Source organism: Pseudomonas sp. NFACC05-1 (assembly GCF_900100135.1).
Classification (GTDB): Bacteria; Pseudomonadota; Gammaproteobacteria; order Pseudomonadales; family Pseudomonadaceae; genus Aquipseudomonas; species Aquipseudomonas fluorescens_Q.
Window position 1 is genome coordinate 51,421 of record NZ_FMTR01000019.1, and the last position, 21,711, is coordinate 73,131.

At 61.3% G+C, this 21,711-nt stretch carries 26 protein-coding genes and 1 pseudogene; 14 read left to right on the forward strand and 13 right to left on the reverse strand.

Features of this window, described 5'->3' with window-relative positions; genetic code table 11:
* The first annotated feature begins 19 nt into the window (after nucleotides 1-19).
* Genes BLO97_RS22930 through BLO97_RS22940 form a run of 3 tightly spaced genes read left to right on the forward strand, consistent with a single transcriptional unit; the run spans nucleotide 20 to nucleotide 1,993 of the window.
* Nucleotides 20-460: a hypothetical protein gene (locus tag BLO97_RS22930; RefSeq protein WP_063322917.1), complete on the forward strand. Its 441-nt coding sequence runs from the start codon at nucleotides 20-22 to the stop codon at nucleotides 458-460.
* Nucleotides 461-462: 2 nt separating this feature from the next.
* A complete protein-coding gene (locus BLO97_RS22935) occupies nucleotides 463-1,074 on the forward strand; it encodes a superoxide dismutase (protein WP_092225348.1) in 612 nt (203 codons plus the stop codon).
* A 28-nt stretch (nucleotides 1,075-1,102) separates the two neighbouring features.
* The gene (locus BLO97_RS22940; RefSeq protein ID WP_092225350.1) at nucleotides 1,103-1,993 is read left to right on the forward strand and encodes a ZIP family metal transporter; all 891 of its coding nucleotides are present in this window, start codon (nucleotides 1,103-1,105) and stop codon (nucleotides 1,991-1,993) included.
* A gap of 251 nt (nucleotides 1,994-2,244) precedes the next feature.
* Here the strand turns inward: BLO97_RS22940 and BLO97_RS22945 are convergent, their stop codons facing one another.
* The 10 genes from BLO97_RS22945 to BLO97_RS22990 all read right to left on the reverse strand — a co-directional run bounded on the left by BLO97_RS22945 (nucleotide 2,245) and on the right by BLO97_RS22990 (nucleotide 9,255).
* Nucleotides 2,245-2,520, reverse strand: a complete 276-nt coding sequence (locus BLO97_RS22945; protein ID WP_063322915.1) for an HPr family phosphocarrier protein — start codon at nucleotides 2,518-2,520, stop codon at nucleotides 2,245-2,247.
* Between the two features lie 15 nt (nucleotides 2,521-2,535).
* Complete coding sequence (gene rapZ / locus BLO97_RS22950; protein WP_003197845.1) at nucleotides 2,536-3,393, reverse strand: RNase adapter RapZ; 858 nt, start codon at nucleotides 3,391-3,393, stop codon at nucleotides 2,536-2,538.
* 2 nt (nucleotides 3,394-3,395) lie between these two features.
* Complete coding sequence (ptsN, locus tag BLO97_RS22955) at nucleotides 3,396-3,860, reverse strand: PTS IIA-like nitrogen regulatory protein PtsN (protein WP_092348347.1); 465 nt, start codon at nucleotides 3,858-3,860, stop codon at nucleotides 3,396-3,398.
* A 12-nt stretch (nucleotides 3,861-3,872) separates the two neighbouring features.
* The gene (gene hpf, locus BLO97_RS22960) at nucleotides 3,873-4,181 is read right to left on the reverse strand and encodes a ribosome hibernation-promoting factor, HPF/YfiA family (protein WP_003178005.1); all 309 of its coding nucleotides are present in this window, start codon (nucleotides 4,179-4,181) and stop codon (nucleotides 3,873-3,875) included.
* Nucleotides 4,182-4,257: 76 nt separating this feature from the next.
* On the reverse strand, nucleotides 4,258-5,751 hold the full coding sequence (locus tag BLO97_RS22965; protein ID WP_063322914.1) for an RNA polymerase factor sigma-54: 1,494 nt from the start codon (nucleotides 5,749-5,751) through the stop codon (nucleotides 4,258-4,260).
* Nucleotides 5,752-5,915: 164 nt separating this feature from the next.
* Nucleotides 5,916-6,641 carry an LPS export ABC transporter ATP-binding protein gene (gene lptB, locus BLO97_RS22970; protein ID WP_063322913.1) on the reverse strand — a complete coding sequence of 242 codons (726 nt, stop codon included), beginning with the start codon at nucleotides 6,639-6,641 and terminating at the stop codon, nucleotides 5,916-5,918.
* Nucleotides 6,641-7,192 carry a lipopolysaccharide transport periplasmic protein LptA gene (lptA, locus tag BLO97_RS22975; RefSeq protein ID WP_063322912.1) on the reverse strand — a complete coding sequence of 184 codons (552 nt, stop codon included), beginning with the start codon at nucleotides 7,190-7,192 and terminating at the stop codon, nucleotides 6,641-6,643. Before lptA ends, lptB begins: the two co-directional genes overlap by 1 nt.
* Nucleotides 7,179-7,748 carry an LPS export ABC transporter periplasmic protein LptC gene (gene lptC / locus BLO97_RS22980; RefSeq protein ID WP_063322911.1) on the reverse strand — a complete coding sequence of 190 codons (570 nt, stop codon included), beginning with the start codon at nucleotides 7,746-7,748 and terminating at the stop codon, nucleotides 7,179-7,181. Before lptC ends, lptA begins: the two co-directional genes overlap by 14 nt.
* Before the next feature lie 7 nt (nucleotides 7,749-7,755).
* Entirely contained in the window at nucleotides 7,756-8,280 is a 525-nt protein-coding gene (locus BLO97_RS22985; RefSeq protein WP_063322910.1) for a KdsC family phosphatase, read from the reverse strand.
* Entirely contained in the window at nucleotides 8,281-9,255 is a 975-nt protein-coding gene (locus tag BLO97_RS22990) for a KpsF/GutQ family sugar-phosphate isomerase (RefSeq protein WP_063322909.1), read from the reverse strand. It abuts the gene before it with no gap.
* Nucleotides 9,256-9,529: 274 nt separating this feature from the next.
* On the opposite strand from BLO97_RS22990, the gene BLO97_RS22995 reads away from it, so the two are divergent.
* From BLO97_RS22995 to hisC, 10 genes are all read left to right on the forward strand, one after another.
* Nucleotides 9,530-10,339 carry an ATP-binding cassette domain-containing protein gene (locus tag BLO97_RS22995; protein ID WP_072346979.1) on the forward strand — a complete coding sequence of 270 codons (810 nt, stop codon included), beginning with the start codon at nucleotides 9,530-9,532 and terminating at the stop codon, nucleotides 10,337-10,339.
* Nucleotides 10,339-11,136 (forward strand): lipid asymmetry maintenance ABC transporter permease subunit MlaE, encoded by a 798-nt coding sequence (gene mlaE / locus BLO97_RS23000; RefSeq protein WP_046063856.1) that lies wholly within the window; start codon nucleotides 10,339-10,341, stop codon nucleotides 11,134-11,136. The genes BLO97_RS22995 and mlaE overlap by 1 nt, the downstream gene beginning before the upstream one ends.
* Nucleotides 11,136-11,603: an outer membrane lipid asymmetry maintenance protein MlaD gene (gene mlaD, locus BLO97_RS23005; RefSeq protein WP_003178020.1), complete on the forward strand. Its 468-nt coding sequence runs from the start codon at nucleotides 11,136-11,138 to the stop codon at nucleotides 11,601-11,603. The genes mlaE and mlaD overlap by 1 nt, the downstream gene beginning before the upstream one ends.
* A gap of 11 nt (nucleotides 11,604-11,614) precedes the next feature.
* The gene (locus BLO97_RS23010; RefSeq protein WP_063322906.1) at nucleotides 11,615-12,268 is read left to right on the forward strand and encodes an MlaC/ttg2D family ABC transporter substrate-binding protein; all 654 of its coding nucleotides are present in this window, start codon (nucleotides 11,615-11,617) and stop codon (nucleotides 12,266-12,268) included.
* Between the two features lie 8 nt (nucleotides 12,269-12,276).
* On the forward strand, nucleotides 12,277-12,582 hold the full coding sequence (locus BLO97_RS23015) for an STAS domain-containing protein (protein WP_063325164.1): 306 nt from the start codon (nucleotides 12,277-12,279) through the stop codon (nucleotides 12,580-12,582).
* A gap of 223 nt (nucleotides 12,583-12,805) precedes the next feature.
* A complete protein-coding gene (locus tag BLO97_RS23020; RefSeq protein ID WP_007953556.1) occupies nucleotides 12,806-13,045 on the forward strand; it encodes a BolA family protein in 240 nt (79 codons plus the stop codon).
* Nucleotides 13,046-13,067: 22 nt separating this feature from the next.
* Entirely contained in the window at nucleotides 13,068-14,333 is a 1,266-nt protein-coding gene (gene murA, locus BLO97_RS23025) for a UDP-N-acetylglucosamine 1-carboxyvinyltransferase (RefSeq protein ID WP_003197868.1), read from the forward strand.
* A 127-nt stretch (nucleotides 14,334-14,460) separates the two neighbouring features.
* The gene (gene hisG, locus BLO97_RS23030; protein ID WP_003197870.1) at nucleotides 14,461-15,096 is read left to right on the forward strand and encodes an ATP phosphoribosyltransferase; all 636 of its coding nucleotides are present in this window, start codon (nucleotides 14,461-14,463) and stop codon (nucleotides 15,094-15,096) included.
* A 123-nt stretch (nucleotides 15,097-15,219) separates the two neighbouring features.
* On the forward strand, nucleotides 15,220-16,557 hold the full coding sequence (gene hisD, locus BLO97_RS23035; RefSeq protein WP_063322905.1) for a histidinol dehydrogenase: 1,338 nt from the start codon (nucleotides 15,220-15,222) through the stop codon (nucleotides 16,555-16,557).
* Between the two features lies 1 nt (nucleotide 16,558).
* Entirely contained in the window at nucleotides 16,559-17,611 is a 1,053-nt protein-coding gene (hisC, locus tag BLO97_RS23040; RefSeq protein ID WP_063322904.1) for a histidinol-phosphate transaminase, read from the forward strand.
* A gap of 188 nt (nucleotides 17,612-17,799) precedes the next feature.
* Here hisC and BLO97_RS32400 read toward each other — a convergent pair whose 3' ends face one another.
* On the reverse strand, nucleotides 17,800-18,642 hold the full coding sequence (locus tag BLO97_RS32400) for a methyl-accepting chemotaxis protein (RefSeq protein ID WP_371914905.1): 843 nt from the start codon (nucleotides 18,640-18,642) through the stop codon (nucleotides 17,800-17,802).
* Nucleotides 18,643-18,657: 15 nt separating this feature from the next.
* A pseudogene (locus tag BLO97_RS32405) lies at nucleotides 18,658-19,938 on the reverse strand (HAMP domain-containing protein); the annotation flags it as partial.
* 217 nt (nucleotides 19,939-20,155) lie between these two features.
* Between BLO97_RS32405 and BLO97_RS23050 the strand changes: the two are divergent.
* Nucleotides 20,156-20,971, forward strand: a complete 816-nt coding sequence (locus tag BLO97_RS23050; protein WP_092149017.1) for a M48 family metallopeptidase — start codon at nucleotides 20,156-20,158, stop codon at nucleotides 20,969-20,971.
* Between the two features lie 140 nt (nucleotides 20,972-21,111).
* Here the strand turns inward: BLO97_RS23050 and BLO97_RS23055 are convergent, their stop codons facing one another.
* A complete protein-coding gene (locus BLO97_RS23055; protein WP_092348350.1) occupies nucleotides 21,112-21,696 on the reverse strand; it encodes a TMEM165/GDT1 family protein in 585 nt (194 codons plus the stop codon).
* Between the last annotated feature and the right edge of the window lie 15 nt (nucleotides 21,697-21,711).

A 21,711-nucleotide genomic window follows, 5' to 3' on the forward strand; every position in this document is an offset into this window, starting at 1 on the left:
CCTGTGTGGAGGACTCATCATGGAACACTGGAAACGTACGATTGAACGGGCCAACCGCTGTTTCATGCTGGGCGAGCTGGTAGATGCCCGCGAAGCCTACCTGCAAGCCCTGGCGCTGGCCCAGGTGCTGTTCGAGCGTTGGTCGGATGCCGACGAAGCGGTGGCCGCGTGCGTCGTCTCCCATCACAACCTGGCGGACCTGCACTTGCGCCTGAACCAGCCAGAGGAGAGCGCCGAGTACCTCTGCGCCATCCACCAGCGGTTGTTGCAGACCCTGCAGGACGAGCGCATGGCGCCGGCCCTGCGTGCTGCTGCGTTGCGTCAGAGCCACAAGACCTATGTCGAACTGCTGACGTTCATCAGCGAACACGGTGAATACCCTCGTACCCAGCGCCTGCTGGGTTGCAATGCCGCTTCGCCCCAGCAGCGCGATGCCCCTGTTCATTACGGAGTTCATTGAAAATGGCTTTTACCTTGCCTGCATTGCCCTACGCCTACGATGCCCTGGAACCGCACATCGATGCGCAAACCATGGAAATCCACTACACCAAGCATCACCAGACCTACATCAACAACCTCAACGCGGCGGTGGACGGTACCGAATACGCCCAATGGCCGGTCGAAAAACTGCTGTCCAGCATCGAGCAATTGCCGCAAAGCCTCAGGGCCGCGGTGATCAACCAGGGCGGCGGCCATGCCAACCATTCGTTGTTCTGGGAGGTCATGGCGCCCCAGGGCGGTGGACACCCAGAGGGGGCCCTGGCCGCCGCGATCGAAGCGCAACTGGGTGGGCTCGAACGGTTCAAGGAAGCATTCACCAAGGCGGCGCTGACCCGTTTCGGCAGCGGTTGGGCCTGGTTGAGCGTGACCCCGCAAAAGACATTGGTGGTGGAAAGCAGCGGCAACCAGGACAGCCCGTTGATGAACGGCCATACGCCGATCCTGGGCCTGGACGTCTGGGAGCACGCGTATTACCTGCTGTACCAGAACCGTCGGCCGGAATACATCAACGCGTTCTACAACGTGATCAACTGGCCGGAAGTCGCACGCCGTTACCAGGCTGCGCTGGCCTGAGTGCCTCATAAACAATCCAAGGCTGACTATGGATACTGAAACGCTGGCGATAGGGAGCGGACGGATGTTCCGCTACGCCTTGGGATCGCTGTTATTGTTGGCCGGGATGACATTGCTGGTAGCCCAGGGCCTGGCGTGGCTGGACCTGGAGCCGAAACTGTTGCGTGCCCTGCAGGGCGGTGGGCTTTGCGCCTTGGGCACGGCGTTGGGCGCTGTGCCGGTGCTGGTGATCCGCCGCATGCCCCAGGCCGTGAGTGATTCGTTACTCGGTTTCGGGGCTGGCGTGATGCTGGCCGCGACGGCGTTTTCGCTGATCGTGCCGGGCATTGCCGCAGCCGAACAGCTGGGGCTCACGCCTTGGGCGGCCAGTGGCCTGATCAGCTTCGGTATCCTGCTGGGGGCATTCGGGCTGTACCTGGTCGACCGTAAAGTGTCAGCCAGCCCTGCAAGGCTGGTAGAGGCGCCCGGACGTCCGATCATTGCCCCGCGGATCTGGCTGTTCGTGTTTGCCATCGTGGCCCACAACATTCCTGAGGGGATGGCCGTTGGCGTATCGGCGGGTGGCGGCATGCCCGATGCCGACAGCCTGGCGATGGGGATCGCCTTGCAGGATGTCCCTGAAGGGCTGGTGATCGCGCTGGTGCTGGCTGCGGCCGGGATGTCGCGGCTCAAGGCGTTCGTGATTGGCGCTGCGTCAGGGCTGGTCGAGCCAGTGTTTGCGCTGTTGTGCGCCTGGTTGGTGAGCCTGGCCGAGATGCTGCTGCCCCTGGGGCTGGCGCTGGCGGCCGGGGCGATGCTGCTGGTGGTGACTCACGAGGTCATTCCCGAATCGCGCCGCAATGGCCATGACAAGCTGGCGAGCCTCGGGTTGCTGGTGGGGTTTTGCCTGATGATGGTGATGGATACGGCGTTGGCGTGACAGGGAAAGTCTGTGGGACAGAGATCAATCTGTGTGGCAGGGGGACAATCTGTGGGGCAGGGATCAATCTGTGTGGCAGGGGGGACAATCTGTGGGGCAGGATCAATCTGTGGCGAGGGGATTTATCCCCGCTGGGCTGCGAAGCAGCCCCAAAACCTACTCTCGCGGTGGCCCTGGTTGATTGCATAGAGCTTTTTTTGGGGGGGGCGCTTCGCACCCCAGCGGGGATAAATCCCCTCACCACAGGGGGGTTATTCGCCTTCGTCGAAGTACCTGTTGATCAGGTCCACCAGGGCATCCATCGCTTCCTGCGCTCGATCGCCTTCAGTGTGCAGGTGGATCTTGGTGCCCTTGCCGGCGGCGAGCATCATCATCGCCATGATGCTTTTACCGTCGACCGCGGTCTCGGGTGTGCGACCCACCCTGATGGTGGTGTCCTTGAACTGGCCCGCGACTCCGACGAACTTGGCCGACGCTCGGGCATGCAAACCCAGCTTGTTGATGATTTCAATTTCCTGAGCAGGCATCGCGATGTGAATCCTTTAGCTGAGGTCGCGGTGGCGAACCTGGACGTTCTTCAGGGATTGTTGCAGGAGTTGACCCAGGCGTTCGGTCAGGTAGACGGAGCGGTGATGACCGCCAGTACAACCGATGGCGATCGTGACATAGGCGCGATTGCTCGCGGCAAAGCGGGGCAGCCATTTGAGCAGGTAGCTGGAGATGTCCTGGTACATTTCTTCGACATCCGGCTGGGCGGCCAGGTAGTCGATCACCGGTTGGTCGAGCCCGGACTGAGCGCGCAATTCCGGTTTCCAATAAGGATTGGGCAGGCAGCGCACATCGAACACCAGGTCGGCGTCTACGGGCATGCCACGCTTGAAACCAAACGACTCCACCAGGAACGCCGTGCCCGGCTCGGGTTGGTTGAGCAGGCGCAGCTTGATGGTGTCGCGCAACTGATACAGGTTCAGGTGCGTGGTGTTGACCTTCAGGTCTGCCAGGTCGGCGATCGGCCCCAGTAGCTGGCTTTCATCCTCGATGGCTTCGGCCAGCGAACGGTTGGCATTGCTCAGTGGGTGGCGTCGGCGGGTTTCGGAAAAACGCTTGAGCAGTGTCTCTTCATCGGCATCCAGGTACAGCACGTCGCATTGGATATGCCGGCTGCGCACTTCCTCGAGCAGTTCAGGAAAGCGCGACAGGTGGCTTGGCAGGTTACGTGCATCGATCGACACCGCCACCAGCGGCTGTGCCAACTCGGTGTGGATCAGGGCGCGCTCGGCCAGTTCCGGCAGCAGGCCGGCGGGCAGGTTGTCGATGCAATAGTAGCCGCTGTCCTCAAGCACGTTGAGGGCCGTGCTTTTACCGGAGCCGGAGCGGCCACTGACAATGATCATGCGCATGTTTAATGACCGTTCTGTTCGTCCACGACAACCTGATACAAGGCTTCGTTGCTCGGTGCGCTGCGCAGTTTTTCGCGCACTTCCTTGCGGTCCAGCATGCTGGCAATCTGGCGCAGCAGCTCGAGGTGCGCATCGGTCGCCGCTTCCGGTACCAGCAATACAAACAGCAGGTCGACCGGGGCGCCGTCGATGGCGTCGAAATCTATAGCAGTTTCAAGGTGCAACAGCGCGCTGATCGGCGCGCTACAACCCTTGAGGCGGCAATGGGGAATGGCGATGCCGTTGCCAAAACCGGTGGAACCGAGTTTTTCACGGGCAACGAGGGCCTCGAAGACGTCCTGCATTTCCAGATCCGGAACCTCGCGGTGGATCAGGTTGGCAATGTGTTCGAGGGCTTTCTTTTTACTGCCGCCCGGCGCGTTCACCTGGGAACGGCCGGGGGTCAGGATGGTTTCTAGTCGGATCATGGATTGGGGGGGTTAACGACCGGTTGCGCCCTGGAGGAGGCTCTGGGTCTTTTCCTTATGCTTTTTGAGTTGGCGATCCAGCTTGTCGGTCAGCAGGTCAATCGCGGCATACATGTCTGTGTGCTCTGCGTTGGCAACCACTTCTCCGCCGGGGATATGCAGCGTGGCTTCGATTTTCTGCAGCAGCTTCTCGACGTTCATCGTGACTTGCACGTTGGTGATCTTGTCGAAATGCCTCTCCAATCGGTCGAGTTTTTCGCCGATGTAGGTGCGCAGGGGTTCGGTCACTTCCAGTTGGTGTCCACTGATGTTGACTTGCATACAGCTTCTCCTTCGTTGCCAGTGCATAAAGCGGCAGGCAGAAATGCCTGCCACTGGAACGCTGTGGCGTGGCCTGTTACATCAACCGCTTGCGTTCGCTCGAAGGCGCGATCCCGAGGGATTCGCGGTATTTGGCGACGGTGCGGCGGGCCACCTGAATGCCTTGTGCCTCCAGTAAACCAGCGATCTTGCTGTCACTCAACGGCTTTTTCTGATTTTCCGCGGCCACCAGTTTTTTGATGATCGCGCGGATGGCCGTGGATGAGCATTCGCCGCCTTCGGAGGTGCTGACGTGGCTGGAGAAAAAGTATTTCAATTCATAGATACCCCGAGGGGTATGCATGAATTTCTGGGTGGTTACCCGGGAAATCGTCGACTCGTGCATGCCCACTGCCTCGGCAATGTCATGCAGGACCAACGGTTTCATCGCTTCATCGCCGTACTCCAGGAAGCCGCGCTGATGCTCGACGATCTGGGTGGCAACTTTCATCAGGGTTTCGTTGCGGCTTTGCAGGCTCTTGATGAACCAGCGCGCTTCCTGCAACTGGTTGCGCATGAAGGTGTTGTCGGCACTGGTGTCGGCACGCTTCACAAAGCCGGCGTACTGGGCGTTGACCCGCAGCTTGGGCACCGACTCCTGGTTGAGCTCCACCAGCCAGCGATCATTGTGCTTGCGCACGATCACGTCGGGGACTACATATTCGGGTTCGGTGGATTCGATCTGCGAGCCGGGGCGCGGGTTGAGGCTCTGCACCAGTTCGATGACCTGGCGCAGCTCATCTTCCTTGAGCTTCATGCGACGCATCAGTTGGCTGTAGTCGCGGCCGCCCAACAGGTCGATGTAATCGGTGACCAGCCGCTTGGCTTCGGCCAGCCACGGCGTCTTGGCGGACAACTGGCGCAGTTGCAGCAACAGGCACTCGCCCAGGTTGCGGGCGCCGATGCCGGCCGGTTCGAACTGCTGGATGCGATGAAGGACGGCTTCGATCTCGTCCAGCTCGATGTCGAGCTCGGGGTCGAAGGCTTCCAGGATTTCTTCGAGGGTCTCGTCCAGGTAGCCTTGGTTGTTGATGCAGTCGATCAGGGTCACGGCGATCAGGCGATCGGTGTCGGACATCGGCGCCAGGTTCAACTGCCACAGCAGGTGGCTTTGCAGGCTTTCGCCCGCAGAGGTGCGGGTGGTGAAGTCCCACTCGTCGTCATCGCTGCTTGGCAGGCTGCTGGCGCTGGTCTGGTAGACGTCTTCCCAGGCCGTGTCCACGGGCAGTTCGTTGGGGATGCGTTCGTTCCATTCGCCGTCCTCGAGGTTGTCCACCGTCGGGGCGGTTTCCTGGTAGGTCGGTTCCGGGATTTCGGTGTTGGTCTTCTGCTCGACGTTGTCGGCCAGCGGATCGGTGTTGTCGAAGTCGTCGCCTTCTTCCTGGCGTTCGAGCATCGGATTGGACTCCAGGGCCTCCTGGATTTCCTGCTGCAGGTCCAGGGTCGACAATTGGAGCAGGCGGATGGCCTGTTGCAGCTGCGGTGTCATCGTCAGCTGCTGGCCCATTCTCAAGACTAGCGATGGTTTCATGGCAGGGGCTTAACACCTTATTAGCCGGCGCACATGCGCCATCCACTACAGGGCGCCGAAGCGCCAAACTTAAGCAAATTATATGCCTGAAACTGAAGTGTTTGCCTAGAGCGTCGCCACAATAAAATTAAACGACGCTCGGACAATTCGCCAGACACTTGTGATTACAGGCGGAACTCATGGCCCAGATACACTTCCTTGACCAGCTCATTGGCCAGGATGGCTGCGGAGTCGCCTTCGGCGATCAGTTGGCCATCGTTGACAATGTAGGCGGTTTCACAGATATCCAGCGTCTCGCGCACGTTGTGGTCAGTGATCAGCACGCCGATCCCCTTGGCCTTGAGGTGATGGATGATCTGCTTGATATCACCTACCGAGATCGGGTCCACGCCAGCGAACGGTTCGTCGAGCAGGATGAACTTCGGTGCGGTGGCCAGGGCGCGGGCAATTTCCGCGCGACGCCGCTCACCGCCGGACAGGCTCATGCCCAGGTTGTCGCGAATATGGCTGATGTGGAATTCCTGCAGCAGGCTTTCCAGCTCCTGGCGACGGCCGGCCTTGTCGAGTTCCTTGCGGGTCTCGAGGATCGCCATGATGTTGTCGGCAACCGACAGTTTGCGGAAGATCGATGCTTCTTGCGGCAAATAGCCGATACCTGCCTTCGCCCGGCCGTGCATCGGCTGGTGGCTGACATCCACGTCGTCGATCAGTACGCGACCCTGATCGGCCTGGACCAGGCCGACGATCATGTAGAAGCAGGTGGTCTTGCCCGCGCCGTTGGGGCCGAGCAGGCCGACGATCTGGCCGCTGTCGATGGACAGGCTGACATCACGCACGACTTGACGGCTCTTGTAGCTCTTGGCCAGGTGCTGAGCTTTCAGAGTTGCCATTACTGGGCCTTCTGCTCGTCGGTTTTCTTTTTCGGTTGGATCACCATGTCGATCCGCGGACGCGACTCGGTCACCTTGCTGCCGGTGGCGCGACCGGCGCTGGCGAGTTTCTTGTTGGTGTCGTAGACGATTTTCTCGCCTTGGGTCACGTTGTTGTCCTTGTCAACGACCTTGGCGCGGTCGATCAGGACGACGCGATCCTGGGAGGCGTGGTACTGGATGGTTACCCCGTAGCCCTGCACAGGCTTGGTATCGCCTGCGGTTTGCAACTGCTCGAAATAGGCCAGGTTGCCCACCGAGGTCACCACGTCGATGTCGCCGGACTGGGTGCGGGTGATGGTCACGGTATTGCCGGTGACCTTCATCGAGCCCTGGGTGATGATCACGTCGCCTTTATAGGTGGCCACGCCATTCTTGTCGTCGAGCTGGGCGTCGTCGGCCTGGATGCGGATAGGCTGGTTGCGGTCGTCGGGAAGAGCCCAGGCGCTCGCGCTTCCCAGTGCTGCTGCGCCCAGACTGAGCAAAATAGGGAGGGTTTTAGCGAGCTTCATACTGTCCTCTTACGTTCGATAGCAGGTGTATCCTGCTTTCCTTCAAATACGCTTTCATTCCCGTGCCGGTCGATACACCCCCGGCGCCGTCGATTCTAACGGGTTGCTCGGTCTGCGCATATTCTTGCTGTGGGAACACGGTCATGCGCGTGCTGGTGATGATAGTCGTACGGTTTTTCTCGTCGGTTCGGGCGATGCGCACCGAGTCGATCAGTTCCACTTCGGTGCCGCCGGAATTGACTTCGGCATGCTCGCTCTGCACATGCCACGGAAACTCGGTGCCGCGGAACATGTTCAGGTCGGGCTTGGTGACCAGCGTAATGTCAGTGGCCTTTACGTGGTCGACCTTGTCGGACGTCATCTCGTACTGCACTTTGCCGTCGGGCAGGTACTGCAGGGTATGCGTGTTGGTCGCGTACCAGTCGATCTTTTCCTCGATCTGGGCCGCAGGCCGGTCGAGAAACCGTTCGGGGCTGATGTTCCAGTAGCCCACCGCAGCAAAAATCGCCGCGATACAGCCGAACACCACGATGGTGCGAATCTTCTTGCTCAGCATAAATGGCTCACAGGTACGCGGCGTTGGCCGCTTCGAGGTGGCCCTGGGCGCGCAGGATCAGTTCACAGAATTCGCGGGCCGCACCTTCGCCGCCTCGCGCCGTGGTGACGCCGTGGGCGTGCTCGCGGACGAAGCTGGCCGCATTGGCGACCGCCATGCCCAGGCCGACCCGGCGAATCACCGGCAGGTCTGGCAGGTCGTCACCGAGGTAGGCCACCTGTTCATAGCTTAGGTTGAGTTGACCCAGAAGCTCGTCCAGCACCACCAGTTTGTCTTCGCGCCCCTGGTAAAGGTGCGGGATGCCGAGGTTCTTCGCGCGCCGCTCGACCACTGGGGTCTTGCGGCCGCTGATGATAGCGGTCTGCACGCCGGCGGCCATCAACATCTTGATGCCTTGGCCGTCGAGGGTGTTGAACGTCTTGAACTCGCTGCCGTCTTCAAGGAAGTACAGGCGACCGTCGGTCAGCACGCCGTCCACATCGAAAACCGCCAGCTTGATGGCTTGGCCGCGTTGCAACAGGTCTGTGTTCATTTACATGACTCCCGCACGCAGCAAATCGTGCATGTTCAGGGCGCCCACCGGACGGTCTTCGTCGTCGACGACCACCAGGGCGCTGATCTTGTGGTCTTCCATGATCTTCAGGGCCTCGGCGGCGAGCATCTCGGCGCGGGCGGTCTTGCCGTGGGGCGTCATGACTTGCTCGATGGTCGCACTGTGGATGTCGATGGTGCGGTCCAGGGTGCGGCGCAGGTCGCCGTCGGTGAAGATCCCGGCGAGCTTGCCGTCGGTCTCCAGGACCACCGTCATGCCCAGCCCTTTGCGGGTCATTTCCATGAGGGCGTCCTTGAGCAGCGTGCCGCGCAGCACTTGTGGCAAATCCTGGCCAGCGTGCATCACGTTTTCGACTTTCAGCAGCAGGCGACGGCCGAGGGCGCCACCGGGATGGGAAAAGGCGAAATCTTCCGCGGTGAAGCCCCGGGCTTCCAGCAGCGCCACGGCCAGGGCGTCGCCCATGACCAGGGCCGCGGTGGTGGAGGAGGTCGGTGCCAGGTTCAGCGGGCAGGCTTCGTGTTCGACATGAACATTGAGGTTGACTTCGGCGGCCTTGGCCAGCGGCGAGCCCGGGTTGCCGGTCATGCTGATCAACTGGATGCCCAGGCGCTTGATCAGCGGCAGCAGCGTTATGATCTCATTGGTGGAGCCGGAGTTGGACAGGGCCAGGATGACGTCGTCCCGGGTGATCATGCCCATGTCTCCGTGGCTGGCTTCGGCCGGATGGACAAAAAAGGCCGTGGTGCCGGTGCTGGCGAGGGTGGCGGCGATCTTGTTGCCGATGTGCCCGGACTTGCCCATGCCGACCACGACCACCCGGCCTTTGCTGGCCAGAATCATCTCGCAGGCGCGTACGAAATTAGCGTCGATATGGGGCAGCAAGCCTTGCACGGCTTCGAGCTCGAGGCGGATGGTACGTTGTGCCGATTGAATCAGGTCGCTGGATTGGCTCATGTCAGAAATCGTATAGCCCGATGAAAAGGCGGCGATTATAGCGGCAATGAACAATTCCCTCACGTAAGTTCGTCATGCTTTGTTCGGGAGGCCGCAAGGTTCGACATAAAATGTGGCTTTTAACCTTAAGCCAGGCTTAACAGGCGGGGCGTTGGCCTTGGGCGCTTGGCCGTTGCAGTGATATAGTTCGCCGCCGGTTCGCATGCCCGGCGGTACCGGCGCTTGTCGGCTGCCCAGGGCATTCGAATGTGAGGCTGCATCGCAAGGAGTTTAGATGAGTGCCGACAACGCCTACGCGGTCGAGCTGAAGGGACTGTCCTTCAAGCGAGGGACGCGCAGCATTTTCAATGACATCGATATTCGCATTCCGCGCGGCAAGGTCACCGGCATCATGGGGCCTTCCGGGTGTGGCAAGACCACGCTGTTGCGGCTGATCGGGGCACAACTGCGCCCCAGCGCCGGCGAAGTCTGGGTCAATGGTCAGAATCTTCCCCAGTTGTCTCGCAGCGACCTGTTCGATGCGCGCAAGCACATGGGCGTGCTGTTCCAGAGTGGCGCGCTGTTTACCGATCTCGATGTGTTCGAGAACGTGGCGTTCCCGTTGCGGGTCCATACCGAGCTGCCGGAAGAGATGATCCGCGACATCGTCCTGCTCAAGTTGCAGGCCGTCGGGCTGCGGGGCGCCCTCGACCTGATGCCCGACGAGCTGTCCGGCGGCATGAAGCGGCGGGTCGCGCTGGCGCGGGCGATTGCCCTCGATCCGAAGATCCTCATGTACGACGAACCCTTCGTCGGGCAGGACCCGATCGCCATGGGTGTGCTCGTGCGCCTGATCCGCCTGCTCAACGATGCGCTGGGCATCACCAGCATCGTGGTCTCCCACGACCTGGCCGAAACCGCGAGCATTGCCGACTATATCTATGTGGTTGGCGATAGCCAGGTGCTGGGGCAGGGCACGCCTCAGGAACTGGCGGATTCTGACAATCCGCGCATTCGCCAATTCATGAAGGGTGATCCGGACGGGCCGGTGGCGTTCCATTTTCCGGCCACGGATTACCGTACCGATCTGCTGGGGAAGCGCTGATGCGCAAGAAATCACTGTTGGAAAGAATTCGCCTGTTTGGTCGCTCGGGTATCGACGTGGTGGCGGTACTGGGCCGCTCCTCGCTGTTCCTGATGCACGCCTTGCTCGGTCGCAACTCGACGGGCGGCGGTTTTGGCCTGCTGGTCAAGCAGTTGCACTCGGTGGGCGTGATGTCCCTGGTGATCATCGTGGTCTCCGGGATCTTCATCGGCATGGTGCTGGCGCTGCAAGGCTTCAGCATTTTGTCCAGCTACGGTTCGGAGCAGGCGGTCGGGCAGATGGTTGCGTTGACGCTGCTGCGTGAGCTCGGCCCCGTGGTAACGGCGCTACTGTTCGCCGGGCGTGCCGGTTCGGCGCTGACGGCCGAAATCGGTAACATGAAGTCCACCGAGCAGTTGTCCAGCCTGGAAATGATTGGTGTCGACCCGCTCAAGTACATCATTGCCCCGCGCCTGTGGGCCGGTTTCATTTCCCTGCCGGTGCTGGCGATGATTTTCAGCGTCGTGGGGATCTGGGGCGGCTCGTGGGTGGCTGTCGACTGGCTTGGGGTCTATGAGGGTTCCTACTGGTCGAACATGCAAAACAGCGTCGACTTCCTCGACGATGTCCTCAATGGCGTGATCAAAAGTGCCGTATTCGCTTTCGTCGTGACCTGGATCGCCGTGTTTCAAGGCTATGACTGTGAGCCCACGTCAGAGGGGATCAGCCGTGCCACAACCAAGACCGTGGTGTACGCCTCGTTGGCGGTCCTGGGCCTCGACTTTATTCTGACCGCCTTGATGTTTGGAGATTTCTGATGCAAAACCGCACCCTGGAAATCGGTGTCGGCCTTTTCTTGCTGGCTGGCATCCTGGCTTTGCTGTTGCTGGCCCTGCGGGTCAGTGGACTGGCGCCGACGGCAAGCACCGATACTTATAAACTTTATGCCAACTTTGACAATATCGCCGGTTTGACGGTCAGAGCAAAGGTGACCATGGCCGGTGTCACTATCGGCAAGGTCACGGCAATCGATCTGAATCGCGAGGATTTCACCGGTCGGGTGACGCTGCAGTTGGAAAAGCGCGTGGATAACCTGCCGACTGATTCCACTGCATCTATCCTCACGGCTGGGCTGCTGGGTGAGAAGTACATTGGCATCAGCGTGGGTGGGGAAGACACCGTGCTCAAGGACGGTGGTGTCATCCACGACACGCAGTCGTCCCTGGTGCTCGAGGACCTGATCGGTAAATTCCTGCTCAATACCGTTAGCAAAGACGCCAAATGAGGAGCTTTTGAATGATCTCTATCTTGCGACGTGGCCTGTTGGTGCTGCTTGCCGCGCTGCCGTTGATGGCTAACGCCGTGGCTGCGCCTTCGGCCCATGACATCATCCAGGACACGACGACCCGGCTGTTGGCGGACCTTTCCGCCAACAAAGAGAAGTACAAGCAGGACCCGAGTGCGTTCTATGACGCGCTGAACGGCATCGTCGGCCCCGTTGTGGACGCCGACGGCATCTCCAGGAGCATCATGACCGTCAAGTACTCGCGCAAGGCGAGTCCGGCACAGATGACTCGTTTCCAGGAGAACTTCAAGCGCAGCCTGATGCAGTTCTATGGCAACGCCTTGCTTGAGTACAACAACCAGGGCATCACCGTTTCGCCGGCCAAGGACGAAAGTGGCACCCGCACCAGCGTCGACATGCAGGTCAAGGGTAACAACGGCGCGATCTACCCTGTCTCCTACACTCTCGAGAAAATCAACGACGAGTGGAAGGTGCGCAACGTGATCATCAATGGCATCAACATCGGCAAGCTGTTCCGCGATCAGTTCGCCGACGCGATGCAGCGCAATGGCAACGATCTGGACAAGACCATCAACGGTTGGGCCGGTGAGGTCGCCAAGGCCAAGGAAGTGGCCGAAGAAGCCGAAGAGAAGCAGGCGCAATGATCGAGTCGGTGAGTGAATCGGCCGTTCGTCTGGGTGAGGCTGGCGTGCTGATGCTCAGTGGCGTGCTGGATTACCGCACGGGCCCGGCCCTGCGCAAGGAGGGCCAGGCGCTGATCAAGTCCATCAGTGCCGCCGAGGTGGTCATTGACTGCTCGGCGGTGCAGAAGTCCAGCAGCGTCGGCCTGTCGCTGCTGCTGTGCTTCATGCGGGACGCCAAGGCTGCCGGCAAAACGTGGAGCATCCGTGGGATGCCCGAAGACATGCGCGAAATAGCCCAGGTCAGCGAACTGACCGAGTTGTTGGCGCACCCCTGACCCATTGTGGCGAGGGAGCTTGCTCCCGCTGGCCGCGCAGCGGCCCCTGCTTTTATTGGGACAGCTTTGCAGCCAGGCGGGAGCAAGCGCCCTCGCCATGATGATTCACGCAAGCAAGTGGCCAGCGTTACTCGTCAGAGTCCTGCTTCGCGGGGTTCGCAGGCGCGGGGCTTTTTTGTATGATGTGCGACCCGCGCGCACAGGGCGCCGATTGAGGTTGAGCATGCAGGCTGTAGAAGTAAAGAGCTTCCTAGAAGGAAAGCTGCCTGGTACGCAGGTGGAAGTCGAAGGCGAAGGCTGCAACTTCCAACTGAACGTGATCAGCGATGAACTGGCGGCGTTGAGCCCAGTGAAGCGTCAGCAGAGCATCTATGCCCATTTGAACCCATGGATCGCCGATGGCAGCATCCACGCGGTCACGATGAAATTTTTCAGCAGCGCGGCCTGGGCCGAGCGCACCTGAGCCCAAGGGCCTCGAGATTCTTATGGATAAACTGATTATTACCGGCGGCGTTCGTCTTGATGGCGAAATCCGTATTTCCGGGGCAAAGAACTCCGCCCTGCCGATCCTGGCCGCGACCCTGCTGTGCGATGGCCCGGTGACCGTGGCCAACCTGCCGCACCTGCACGACATCACCACGATGATCGAGCTGTTCGGCCGCATGGGCATCGAGCCGGTGATCGACGAGAAGCTCAGCGTCGAGATCGACCCGCGCACCATCAAGACCCTGGTCGCCCCGTACGAGCTGGTGAAGACCATGCGTGCGTCGATCCTGGTACTGGGCCCGATGGTCGCCCGTTTCGGTGAAGCCGAAGTCGCCTTGCCTGGCGGTTGCGCCATTGGCTCGCGCCCGGTGGACCTGCACATTCGCGGCCTGGAAGCCATGGGCGCGGTAATCGACGTCGAAGGCGGCTACATCAAGGCCAAGGCGCCGGAAGGCGGCTTGCGCGGCGCGCACTTCTTCTTCGATACCGTCAGTGTGACCGGGACCGAGAACATCATGATGGCCGCCGCACTGGCCAAGGGCCGTAGCGTGCTGCAAAACGCCGCACGCGAGCCTGAAGTGGTCGACCTGGCGAACTTCCTGATCGCCATGGGCGCCAAGATCAGCGGCGCTGGCACCGATACCATCACCATCGATGGCGTCGAGCGCCTGCATTCGGCCACCTACAAAGTGATGCCGGACCGGATCGAAACCGGCACCTACCTGGTGGCCGCTGCGGTCACCGGTGGCCGCGTCAAGGTCAAGGACACCGATCCGACCATCCTTGAAGCCGTCCTGGAGAAACTCAAGGAAGCCGGTGCCGAAGTCACCTGCGGCGAAGACTGGATCGAAGTGAACATGCACGGCAAGCGGCCAAAAGCCGTCAACGTGCGGACCGCTCCGTACCCGGCGTTCCCGACCGACATGCAGGCGCAGTTCATCTCCCTCAACGCCATTGCCGAAGGCACGGGTGCGGTGATCGAGACGATCTTCGAAAACCGTTTCATGCACGTCTACGAACTGCACCGCATGGGCGCCAAGATCCAGGTGGAAGGCAACACGGCCATCGTGACCGGCACCGAGAAGCTCAAGGGCGCGCCAGTGATGGCCACCGACCTGCGGGCCTCGGCCAGCCTGGTCATCTCGGCCCTGGTTGCCGAAGGCGATACCCTGATCGATCGCATCTACCACATCGACCGTGGTTATGAGTGCATCGAAGAGAAACTGCAGATGCTCGGCGCCAAGATCCGCCGCGTGCCGGGCTAGTTCCGGCTGCATGGGCGCAGGGACGCGTCCGTTGATTTCGTTTTATCGAGGGTGGTTGCACCCTCGATGTGTGTCTGGCGCCGCTTGCGACCGGGCATGAGTACCTTGATAAGGACTGACGTTTCCCATGTTGACCATCGCACTGTCCAAGGGCCGCATCCTTGACGACACCCTGCCGCTTCTGGCTGAAGCGGGCATCGTGCCGACCGAGAATCCGGACAAGAGCCGCAAGCTGATCATCCCCACGACCCAGGCCGACGTGCGCTTGCTGATCGTGCGTGCCACCGATGTGCCGACCTACGTGGAACATGGCGCCGCCGACCTGGGCGTTGCCGGCAAGGACGTGCTGATGGAATACGGCGGCCAGGGCCTGTACGAGCCCCTGGACCTGCAGATCGCCCGCTGCAAGCTGATGACCGCCGGTAAAGTCGGCGCGCCGGAGCCCAAGGGGCGTTTGCGCGTGGCGACCAAGTTCGTCAACATTGCCAAGCGTTATTACGCCGAGCAGGGCCGTCAGGTCGATATCATCAAGTTGTACGGTTCGATGGAACTGGCGCCACTGATCGGCCTGGCGGACAAGATCATCGACGTGGTCGACACGGGCAACACCCTGCGGGCCAATGGCCTGGAACCCCAGGATTTCATCGCCGACATCACCTCCCGGCTGATCGTCAACAAGGCTTCGATGAAAATGCAGCACGCCCGTATCCAGGCTCTGATCGATACCCTGCGCAAGGCAGTGGAATCGCGACACCGCGGCTGATTCACCTGCGCGACCTTGAGTCGCGCCCGTCTATCCGTGTCATAGCCAATTTTCTCAGGTGCCCACGCGAATGGACTGGTAGCTTAGGGCGCCTGAGCATTTGCCATTAATGAGGCCTTCGCTATGACCGCTCCCACTTCGATTCGCCGTCTCAACGCTGTCGACCCGGATTTCGCACATCATCTGGATCATCTGCTGAGCTGGGAAAGCGTGTCTGACGACTCGGTCAATCAGCGGGTGCTGGACATCATCAAGGCTGTGCGCGAGCGTGGCGATGCCGCCCTGGTGGAATTCACCCAGAAGTTCGACGGCCTGCAAGTGGCGTCCATGGCCGACCTGATCCTGCCGCGCGAGCGCCTGGAACTGGCCCTGACCCGGATCACCGTGCCCCAGCGCGAAGCCCTGGAAAAAGCCGCGTCGCGGGTGCGCGACTATCACGAAAGGCAGAAACAGGACTCCTGGAGCTACACCGAAGCCGACGGCACGGTGCTGGGCCAGAAGGTCACGCCGCTGGACCGCGCCGGCCTGTACGTGCCGGGTGGCAAGGCGTCCTATCCGTCCTCGGTGCTGATGAACGCGATCCCGGCCAAGGTCGCCGGCGTGACCGAAGTGGTCATGGTCGTCCCGACCCCGCGGGGTGAAATCAACGAGCTGGTGCTGGCCGCCGCTTGCATTGCCGGCGTGGACCGGGTGTTCACCATTGGCGGTGCCCAGGCCGTGGCTGCGCTGGCCTATGGCACCGAAAGCGTGCCGCGGGTCGACAAGGTGGTCGGGCCGGGCAACATCTATGTCGCCACCGCCAAGCGCCACGTGTTTGGCCAGGTCGGCATCGACATGATCGCCGGCCCTTCGGAAATCCTCGTGGTGTGCGATGGCCAGACCGATCCGGACTGGATCGCCATGGACCTGTTTTCCCAGGCCGAGCACGACGAAGACGCCCAGGCGATCCTGGTCAGCCCGGACGCCGAGTTCCTCGACAAGGTCGCCGCCAGCATCGACAAGCTGCTGCCGACCATGGACCGCGCCGAAATCATCAACACCTCGATCAACGGCCGTGGGGCGCTGATCCATGTCCGCGACATGGAGCAGGCCATCGAAGTCGCCAACCGTATCGCGCCGGAACACCTGGAGTTGTCGGTCGCCGACCCGCAGGCCTGGTTGCCGCAGATTCGTCACGCGGGTGCGATCTTCATGGGGCGCCACACCAGCGAGGCCCTGGGCGATTACTGCGCGGGCCCCAACCACGTGTTGCCGACCTCCGGTACCGCGCGCTTCTCGTCGCCGCTGGGGGTGTATGACTTCCAGAAACGTTCGTCGATCATCTTCTGCTCCGAGCAGGGTGCCTCCGAACTGGGCAAGACCGCTTCGGTGCTGGCCCGTGGCGAATCGCTGAGCGCCCACGCGCGCAGTGCCGAGTACCGCATTCTTGACGAGCCATCCATTGAAGGGCAGGGGAACTGAAATGAGTAAATTCTGGAGCCCGTTCGTCAAGAACCTGGTGCCCTACGTGCCGGGTGAACAGCCGAAGCTGACCCGGTTGGTCAAGCTCAACACCAACGAGAATCCCTACGGCCCATCGCCCAAGGCCCTGGCGGCGATGCAGACCGAGCTGAACGACAACCTGCGCCTGTATCCGGATCCCAACAGTGACCTGCTCAAAGGCGCCGTGGCCCGCTATTACGGCGTGCAGAGCAACCAGGTGTTCCTGGGTAATGGCTCGGATGAAGTGTTGGCGCACATTTTTCACGGCCTGTTGCAACATGACCAGCCGCTGTTGTTCCCCGACATCAGCTACAGCTTCTATCCAGTGTATTGCGGGCTGTACGGCATTCAGTTCGATGCGGTGCCGCTGGATGCGCAATTCCAGATCGACCCGGCAGACTACGCCAAACCCAATGGCGGGATCATTTTCCCCAACCCGAACGCGCCGACCGGCTGCCTGCTGGCGCTGGAAGCGGTCGAGCAGATCCTCAAGGCCAACCCGGATTCGGTGGTGGTGGTCGACGAGGCCTATATCGACTTCGGCGGCGAGACGGCCATCAGCCTGGTGGATCGCTATCCGAACCTGCTGGTGACCCAGACCTTGTCCAAGTCCCGCTCCCTGGCGGGGCTGCGCGTGGGCCTGGCGGTGGGTCATCCGGAGCTGATCGAAGCGCTGGAGCGGATCAAGAACAGCTTCAACTCCTACCCGCTGGATCGCCTGGCGAATGTCGGCGGCGCGGCGGCGTTCGATGATCGCGAGTATTTCGATCGGACTTGCCGGTTAGTCATCGAGCACCGTGAATGGGTCGTGGCCCAACTGCAAGCCAAGGGCTTTGAAGTGCTGCCCTCGGCGGCCAACTTCATCTTCGCCCGCCACCCTCGGCACGATGCGGCGGGCTTGGCGGCGAAACTGCGGGAACAGGGGGTGATCGTGCGGCACTTCAAGCAGGAGCGGATTGCCCAATTTCTGCGGATCAGCATCGGTACACCGGAGCAGAACCAGGCCCTGATCGAAGCCCTCGGCGAACTCTGAAACCCTGCAAATCCCCTGTGGGAGCAGGCTTGCCCGCGAAGGCGTAGTGTCAGTCGCTTCGATGTTGGCTGAACCGACGCCATCGCGAGCAAGCTCGCTCCCACAGTTGTTTTGGGGTGTTCGCACTGTCGGCGTTCCACCGCCAATCCCTCTGTGGGAGCGAGCGTGCTCGCGATGGGGCCTTCGGATCAGACCCTGAACTGATTGATCAGCCGCCGCTGCTGCTCCGCCAGTTTGGTCAACCCGGCGCTGGCCGCGCTGGATTCGTCGGCGCCGCTGGCGACTTCGTTCGCCACTTGCCCGATGTTGATCACGTTACGGTTGATGTCGTCGGCTACGGCGCTTTGTTCCTCGGCGGCGCTGGCGATCTGGGTGTTCATGTCGTTGATCACCGACACGGCCTGGGTGATCGTTTCCAGGGCCTGGGCCGCTTTCGCCGCATGCTGCACGCTTTCGTCGGTGCGGGTCTGGCTGTCTTCCATCACCCGCACCACATCCCGGGTGCCTTGTTGCAACTGTTGGATCATCGTCTGGATTTCTTCGGTCGCCTGTTGCGTCTTCTGCGCCAGGTTGCGCACTTCATCGGCGACTACCGCGAAACCACGGCCCTGTTCACCGGCACGGGCGGCTTCGATGGCGGCGTTGAGGGCGAGCAGGTTGGTCTGCTCGGCGATTCCGCGAATGGCGGTGAGGATCGCGTTGATGTTCTCGCTGTCCTTGGCCAGCGTCTGTACCACGCCCACCGCCTTGCCGATTTCCACGGCCAGGGCACCGATGGAGGTGGAAGTGTCCCGCACGATCTGCATGCCCTGGCTGGCAGCCTGGTCTGCATGGCTGGCGGCCTGGGCGGCTTGGGTCGCGTTGCGGGCCACGTCCTGGGCGGTGGCGGTCATTTCGTGCACGGCAGTGGCGACTTGATCGATCTCTGACATCTGCTTGTGCACGCCCTGGTTGGTGCGGATCGCGATATCGGCGGTATGCTCCGACGAATCGCTGACGCTCTGCACCGAGGTCACCACCTGGGTGATCATGCCCTGCAACTTGCTCAGGAAGGTATTGAAACCCCTGGCGATCGCCCCCAGCTCATCGGCGCGGTCGCTCACCAGGCGGCGGGTCAGGTCGCCTTCGCCCTGGGCGATGTCATCGAGCATCGCCACCATTTGCTTGAGTGGTCGGGCAATGCCGTGGCCCACCAGCCAGATCACCAGCAGACCGATGCCGGCAATCACCAGGCCCACTATCGCCATGCCGAAGATATCGGCCTGGCGCTGGTGGTCGAGGTCTTTCTGCAGCGCTTGCAGGTCGGCCATGACCGCGTTCAGTGGCAGCTGCAACATCAGCGTCCAGCGGGCGTTGGTCTCGCCGATGCCGAACGGCATGTACACCTCGATATGCCCGTGTGCTTCGTCGATGTCATAGCGCACTTCGCCGACGCCCAGCTTGGCGAGGTTATCCAGTGCACTGGCGTCCAGCAGGTCGCTGGCCTTTTCTCCGAGTTTGCTCGGGTCCTTGGTGAAGGCCACCAGTCGATTGTTGCTGGAGAGCAAGGCCATTTCCCCGGCGCCGTCGTACAACTTGCCATCGGCGGCCACGAGCATGTCCTGGATGAAGTTCACCGACAGGTCGGCGCCGACGATGCCCTGGAACTGGCCATCGATCATGATCGGTTCGATGAACGAGGCGAGCATGGTCATCGTGCTGCCAACGCGATAGGGCGCCGGGTCGATCACGCAGGCTTTCTTGCTGTCCTGGGAGCACAGGTAGTACTCACTGGCGCGGATGCCGGTGGACAGTAGTTTCTGGTCGGTCACGTCGGCGAGTTTTTCCAGGCCCAGGGAGCCGTCCTGGTTACGGAACCACCACGGCAGGAAACGCCCGTTGGTTTCCATGCCCACCACCTGGCTGTTCACATAGTTGGCGTCGTCGTGGTCGATGGCGTTCGGTTCCCAGGCGATGTAGGCACCGAGGATCTTCGGGTTGCGCACCACGGTTTCGCGCAACAGGCTGATCATTTGCTCGCGGGGCACCTTCAATTGCGGGTTGCCGTCCGTGCCGTTCATGCCCATCAAGGCGTTGCTGGTGGCCAGGCCGCGGGCGAGCAGTAGCGGGGCTTCCAGCTCCCGCTGGATCAGGCTCGCCTGGGTGCGGGCCAGGGCAGTGAGACGTTGTTCGATGAGTTGTTCGAACTGGGCCTTGGTCCGCTGTTGCACCATGTCCTGGGTGCGCGCGCCGACAAACAACGCGTACAGCACGAGGGCGCCCACCACGCTGAGCACGATGGCACCGGCCAGGGCGGCCACGGAAAACTGGATCGATCTGAATTTCATAAAGGCTCCGGACGCGGAAATGACGTCTGGAGCCGTTATCGGCGTTTCTGTGGCGCGGCATGAGGCGCTGTTCGTCGGGTGACTGTTTTAGCTGCGTAGGTGTCGCAAATGGACTGGGTGGGGTCTGTCCGAAAAACCTGTAATCCTTCGTTATGTATCTGGCGCTGATACAGATCAAGGCCTAGGATACGCCCACGTTTCCAGGGAGCTTTTTTACATGAACAAGACATTGATGGTGAGTGCTCTGAGCGCGGCGCTGCTGCTCACCGGTTGCCAGTCGGTCAATACCACCAGCGGCGGAGCCGTGGGCGTGGAACGCAAGCAGTACATGTTCAGCATGCTGTCGACCGATCAGGTCAACCAGATGTACGCCCAGTCCTATCAAAAGACGATGGGCGAGGCCAAGGCCCAGGGTGCGCTGGACAAGACCAGCAACGATGCCAAGCGCATCCAGGTCATTGCCGATCGCTTGATTGCCCAGGCGCCGATGTTCCGCCCGGATTCGGCCCAGTGGAACTGGGAAGTGAACCTGATCAAGAGCGACGAGCTCAACGCCAATTGCGGCCCTGGCGGCAAGATCATGTTCTACACCGGCCTGATCGACCAGTTGAAGCTGACCGACGCTGAAATCGCCGCGATCATGGGCCACGAAATCGCCCACGCCCTGCGCGAGCACGGGCGCGAAGCGATGTCCAAGGCCTATGGTATCGAGATGGCCAAGCAGGGCGCTGGTGCCTTGTTCGGCCTGGGCCAGGACAGCCTGGCGTTGGCCGACACCGTCGCCAACTATGGCATGACCTTGCCCAACAGCCGTGGTAACGAGAACGAAGCCGACCTGATCGGCCTCGAACTGGCCGCCCGCGCCGGCTACGACCCGAACGCGGCGATCACCTTGTGGAACAAGATGGCCAAGGCCTCGGAAGGCGCGCCACCGGAGTTCATGAGCACCCACCCGTCGTCGAGCAGCCGTATCGCTTCATTGCAGGCGGCGATTCCGAAGGTGATGCCGCTTTATCAGCAGGCCAAGAAGTAAGCATCGTCATGCGGTAAAAGCTGTTTTTTGTGGTGAGGGAGCTTGCTCCCGCTCGGTCGCGTAGCGGCCGCAAAAGCTTAGGGCTGCTTCGCAACCCAGCGGGAGCAAGCTCCCTCGCCACAGAACCTGCATCAACCTGATCAAACCCACCCGCTGCTCTGCATCGCCTTGTACACCGCCACGATCGCCAGGACGAAGAATGCCGAGGCGGCTAGGCGGCGGATCAGGGCCAGGGGCAGTTTCTCGGCGGCGAAATTGCCCGCCAGGACCACCGGCACGTTGGTAATCAACATGCCCACGGTGGTGCCGATGATGACCAACCACAACTCCGGGTATTGCGCGGCGAGCATCACCGTGGCGATCTGCGTCTTGTCGCCGATTTCCGCGAGGAAGAACGCAATGAGCGTGGTCAGGAATGGCCCGAACTTGCGGGCCGTGTTCGCTTCCTCATCGTCCAGTTTGTCCGGGACCAGGGTCCACAGCGCCGTGGCGGTGAAGCTTGCCGCCAGTATCCAGTGCAGCACCGCATCGGAGAAAAATCCACTGACCCAGGCCCCTACTGCCCCGGCGGCTGCATGGTTGGCGAGTGTTGCGGCAATGATGCCGGCGATGATCGGCCAGGGTTTGCGAAAGCGAGCGGCCAGGATAAGTGCGAGCAATTGCGTCTTGTCGCCAATTTCGGCCAGCGCAACGATAGCGGTAGGTACGAGGAGTGAGTCCAGCATCAGGAATTCCTAAAG

Excerpts from the sequence above, each read along its gene's own strand:
- BLO97_RS22930 (WP_063322917.1), top strand. The coding sequence starts at position 20 with ATGGAACACTGGAAACGTACGATTGAACGGGCCAACCGCTGTTTCATG.
- BLO97_RS22935 (WP_092225348.1), top strand. The coding sequence starts at position 463 with ATGGCTTTTACCTTGCCTGCATTGCCCTACGCCTACGATGCCCTGGAA.
- BLO97_RS22940 (WP_092225350.1), top strand. The coding sequence starts at position 1,103 with ATGGATACTGAAACGCTGGCGATAGGGAGCGGACGGATGTTCCGCTAC.
- BLO97_RS22945 (WP_063322915.1), bottom strand. The coding sequence starts at position 2,520 with ATGCCTGCTCAGGAAATTGAAATCATCAACAAGCTGGGTTTGCATGCC.
- rapZ (WP_003197845.1), bottom strand. The coding sequence starts at position 3,393 with ATGCGCATGATCATTGTCAGTGGCCGCTCCGGCTCCGGTAAAAGCACG.
- ptsN (WP_092348347.1), bottom strand. The coding sequence starts at position 3,860 with ATGATCCGACTAGAAACCATCCTGACCCCCGGCCGTTCCCAGGTGAAC.
- hpf (WP_003178005.1), bottom strand. The coding sequence starts at position 4,181 with ATGCAAGTCAACATCAGTGGACACCAACTGGAAGTGACCGAACCCCTG.
- BLO97_RS22965 (WP_063322914.1), bottom strand. The coding sequence starts at position 5,751 with ATGAAACCATCGCTAGTCTTGAGAATGGGCCAGCAGCTGACGATGACA.
- lptB (WP_063322913.1), bottom strand. The coding sequence starts at position 6,641 with ATGGCAACTCTGAAAGCTCAGCACCTGGCCAAGAGCTACAAGAGCCGT.
- lptA (WP_063322912.1), bottom strand. The coding sequence starts at position 7,192 with ATGAAGCTCGCTAAAACCCTCCCTATTTTGCTCAGTCTGGGCGCAGCA.
- lptC (WP_063322911.1), bottom strand. The coding sequence starts at position 7,748 with ATGCTGAGCAAGAAGATTCGCACCATCGTGGTGTTCGGCTGTATCGCG.
- BLO97_RS22985 (WP_063322910.1), bottom strand. The coding sequence starts at position 8,280 with ATGAACACAGACCTGTTGCAACGCGGCCAAGCCATCAAGCTGGCGGTT.
- BLO97_RS22990 (WP_063322909.1), bottom strand. The coding sequence starts at position 9,255 with ATGAGCCAATCCAGCGACCTGATTCAATCGGCACAACGTACCATCCGC.
- BLO97_RS22995 (WP_072346979.1), top strand. The coding sequence starts at position 9,530 with ATGAGTGCCGACAACGCCTACGCGGTCGAGCTGAAGGGACTGTCCTTC.
- mlaE (WP_046063856.1), top strand. The coding sequence starts at position 10,339 with ATGCGCAAGAAATCACTGTTGGAAAGAATTCGCCTGTTTGGTCGCTCG.
- mlaD (WP_003178020.1), top strand. The coding sequence starts at position 11,136 with ATGCAAAACCGCACCCTGGAAATCGGTGTCGGCCTTTTCTTGCTGGCT.
- BLO97_RS23010 (WP_063322906.1), top strand. The coding sequence starts at position 11,615 with ATGATCTCTATCTTGCGACGTGGCCTGTTGGTGCTGCTTGCCGCGCTG.
- BLO97_RS23020 (WP_007953556.1), top strand. The coding sequence starts at position 12,806 with ATGCAGGCTGTAGAAGTAAAGAGCTTCCTAGAAGGAAAGCTGCCTGGT.
- murA (WP_003197868.1), top strand. The coding sequence starts at position 13,068 with ATGGATAAACTGATTATTACCGGCGGCGTTCGTCTTGATGGCGAAATC.
- hisG (WP_003197870.1), top strand. The coding sequence starts at position 14,461 with ATGTTGACCATCGCACTGTCCAAGGGCCGCATCCTTGACGACACCCTG.
- hisD (WP_063322905.1), top strand. The coding sequence starts at position 15,220 with ATGACCGCTCCCACTTCGATTCGCCGTCTCAACGCTGTCGACCCGGAT.
- hisC (WP_063322904.1), top strand. The coding sequence starts at position 16,559 with ATGAGTAAATTCTGGAGCCCGTTCGTCAAGAACCTGGTGCCCTACGTG.
- BLO97_RS32400 (WP_371914905.1), bottom strand. The coding sequence starts at position 18,642 with ATGATCACCCAGGTGGTGACCTCGGTGCAGAGCGTCAGCGATTCGTCG.
- BLO97_RS23050 (WP_092149017.1), top strand. The coding sequence starts at position 20,156 with ATGAACAAGACATTGATGGTGAGTGCTCTGAGCGCGGCGCTGCTGCTC.
- BLO97_RS23055 (WP_092348350.1), bottom strand. The coding sequence starts at position 21,696 with ATGCTGGACTCACTCCTCGTACCTACCGCTATCGTTGCGCTGGCCGAA.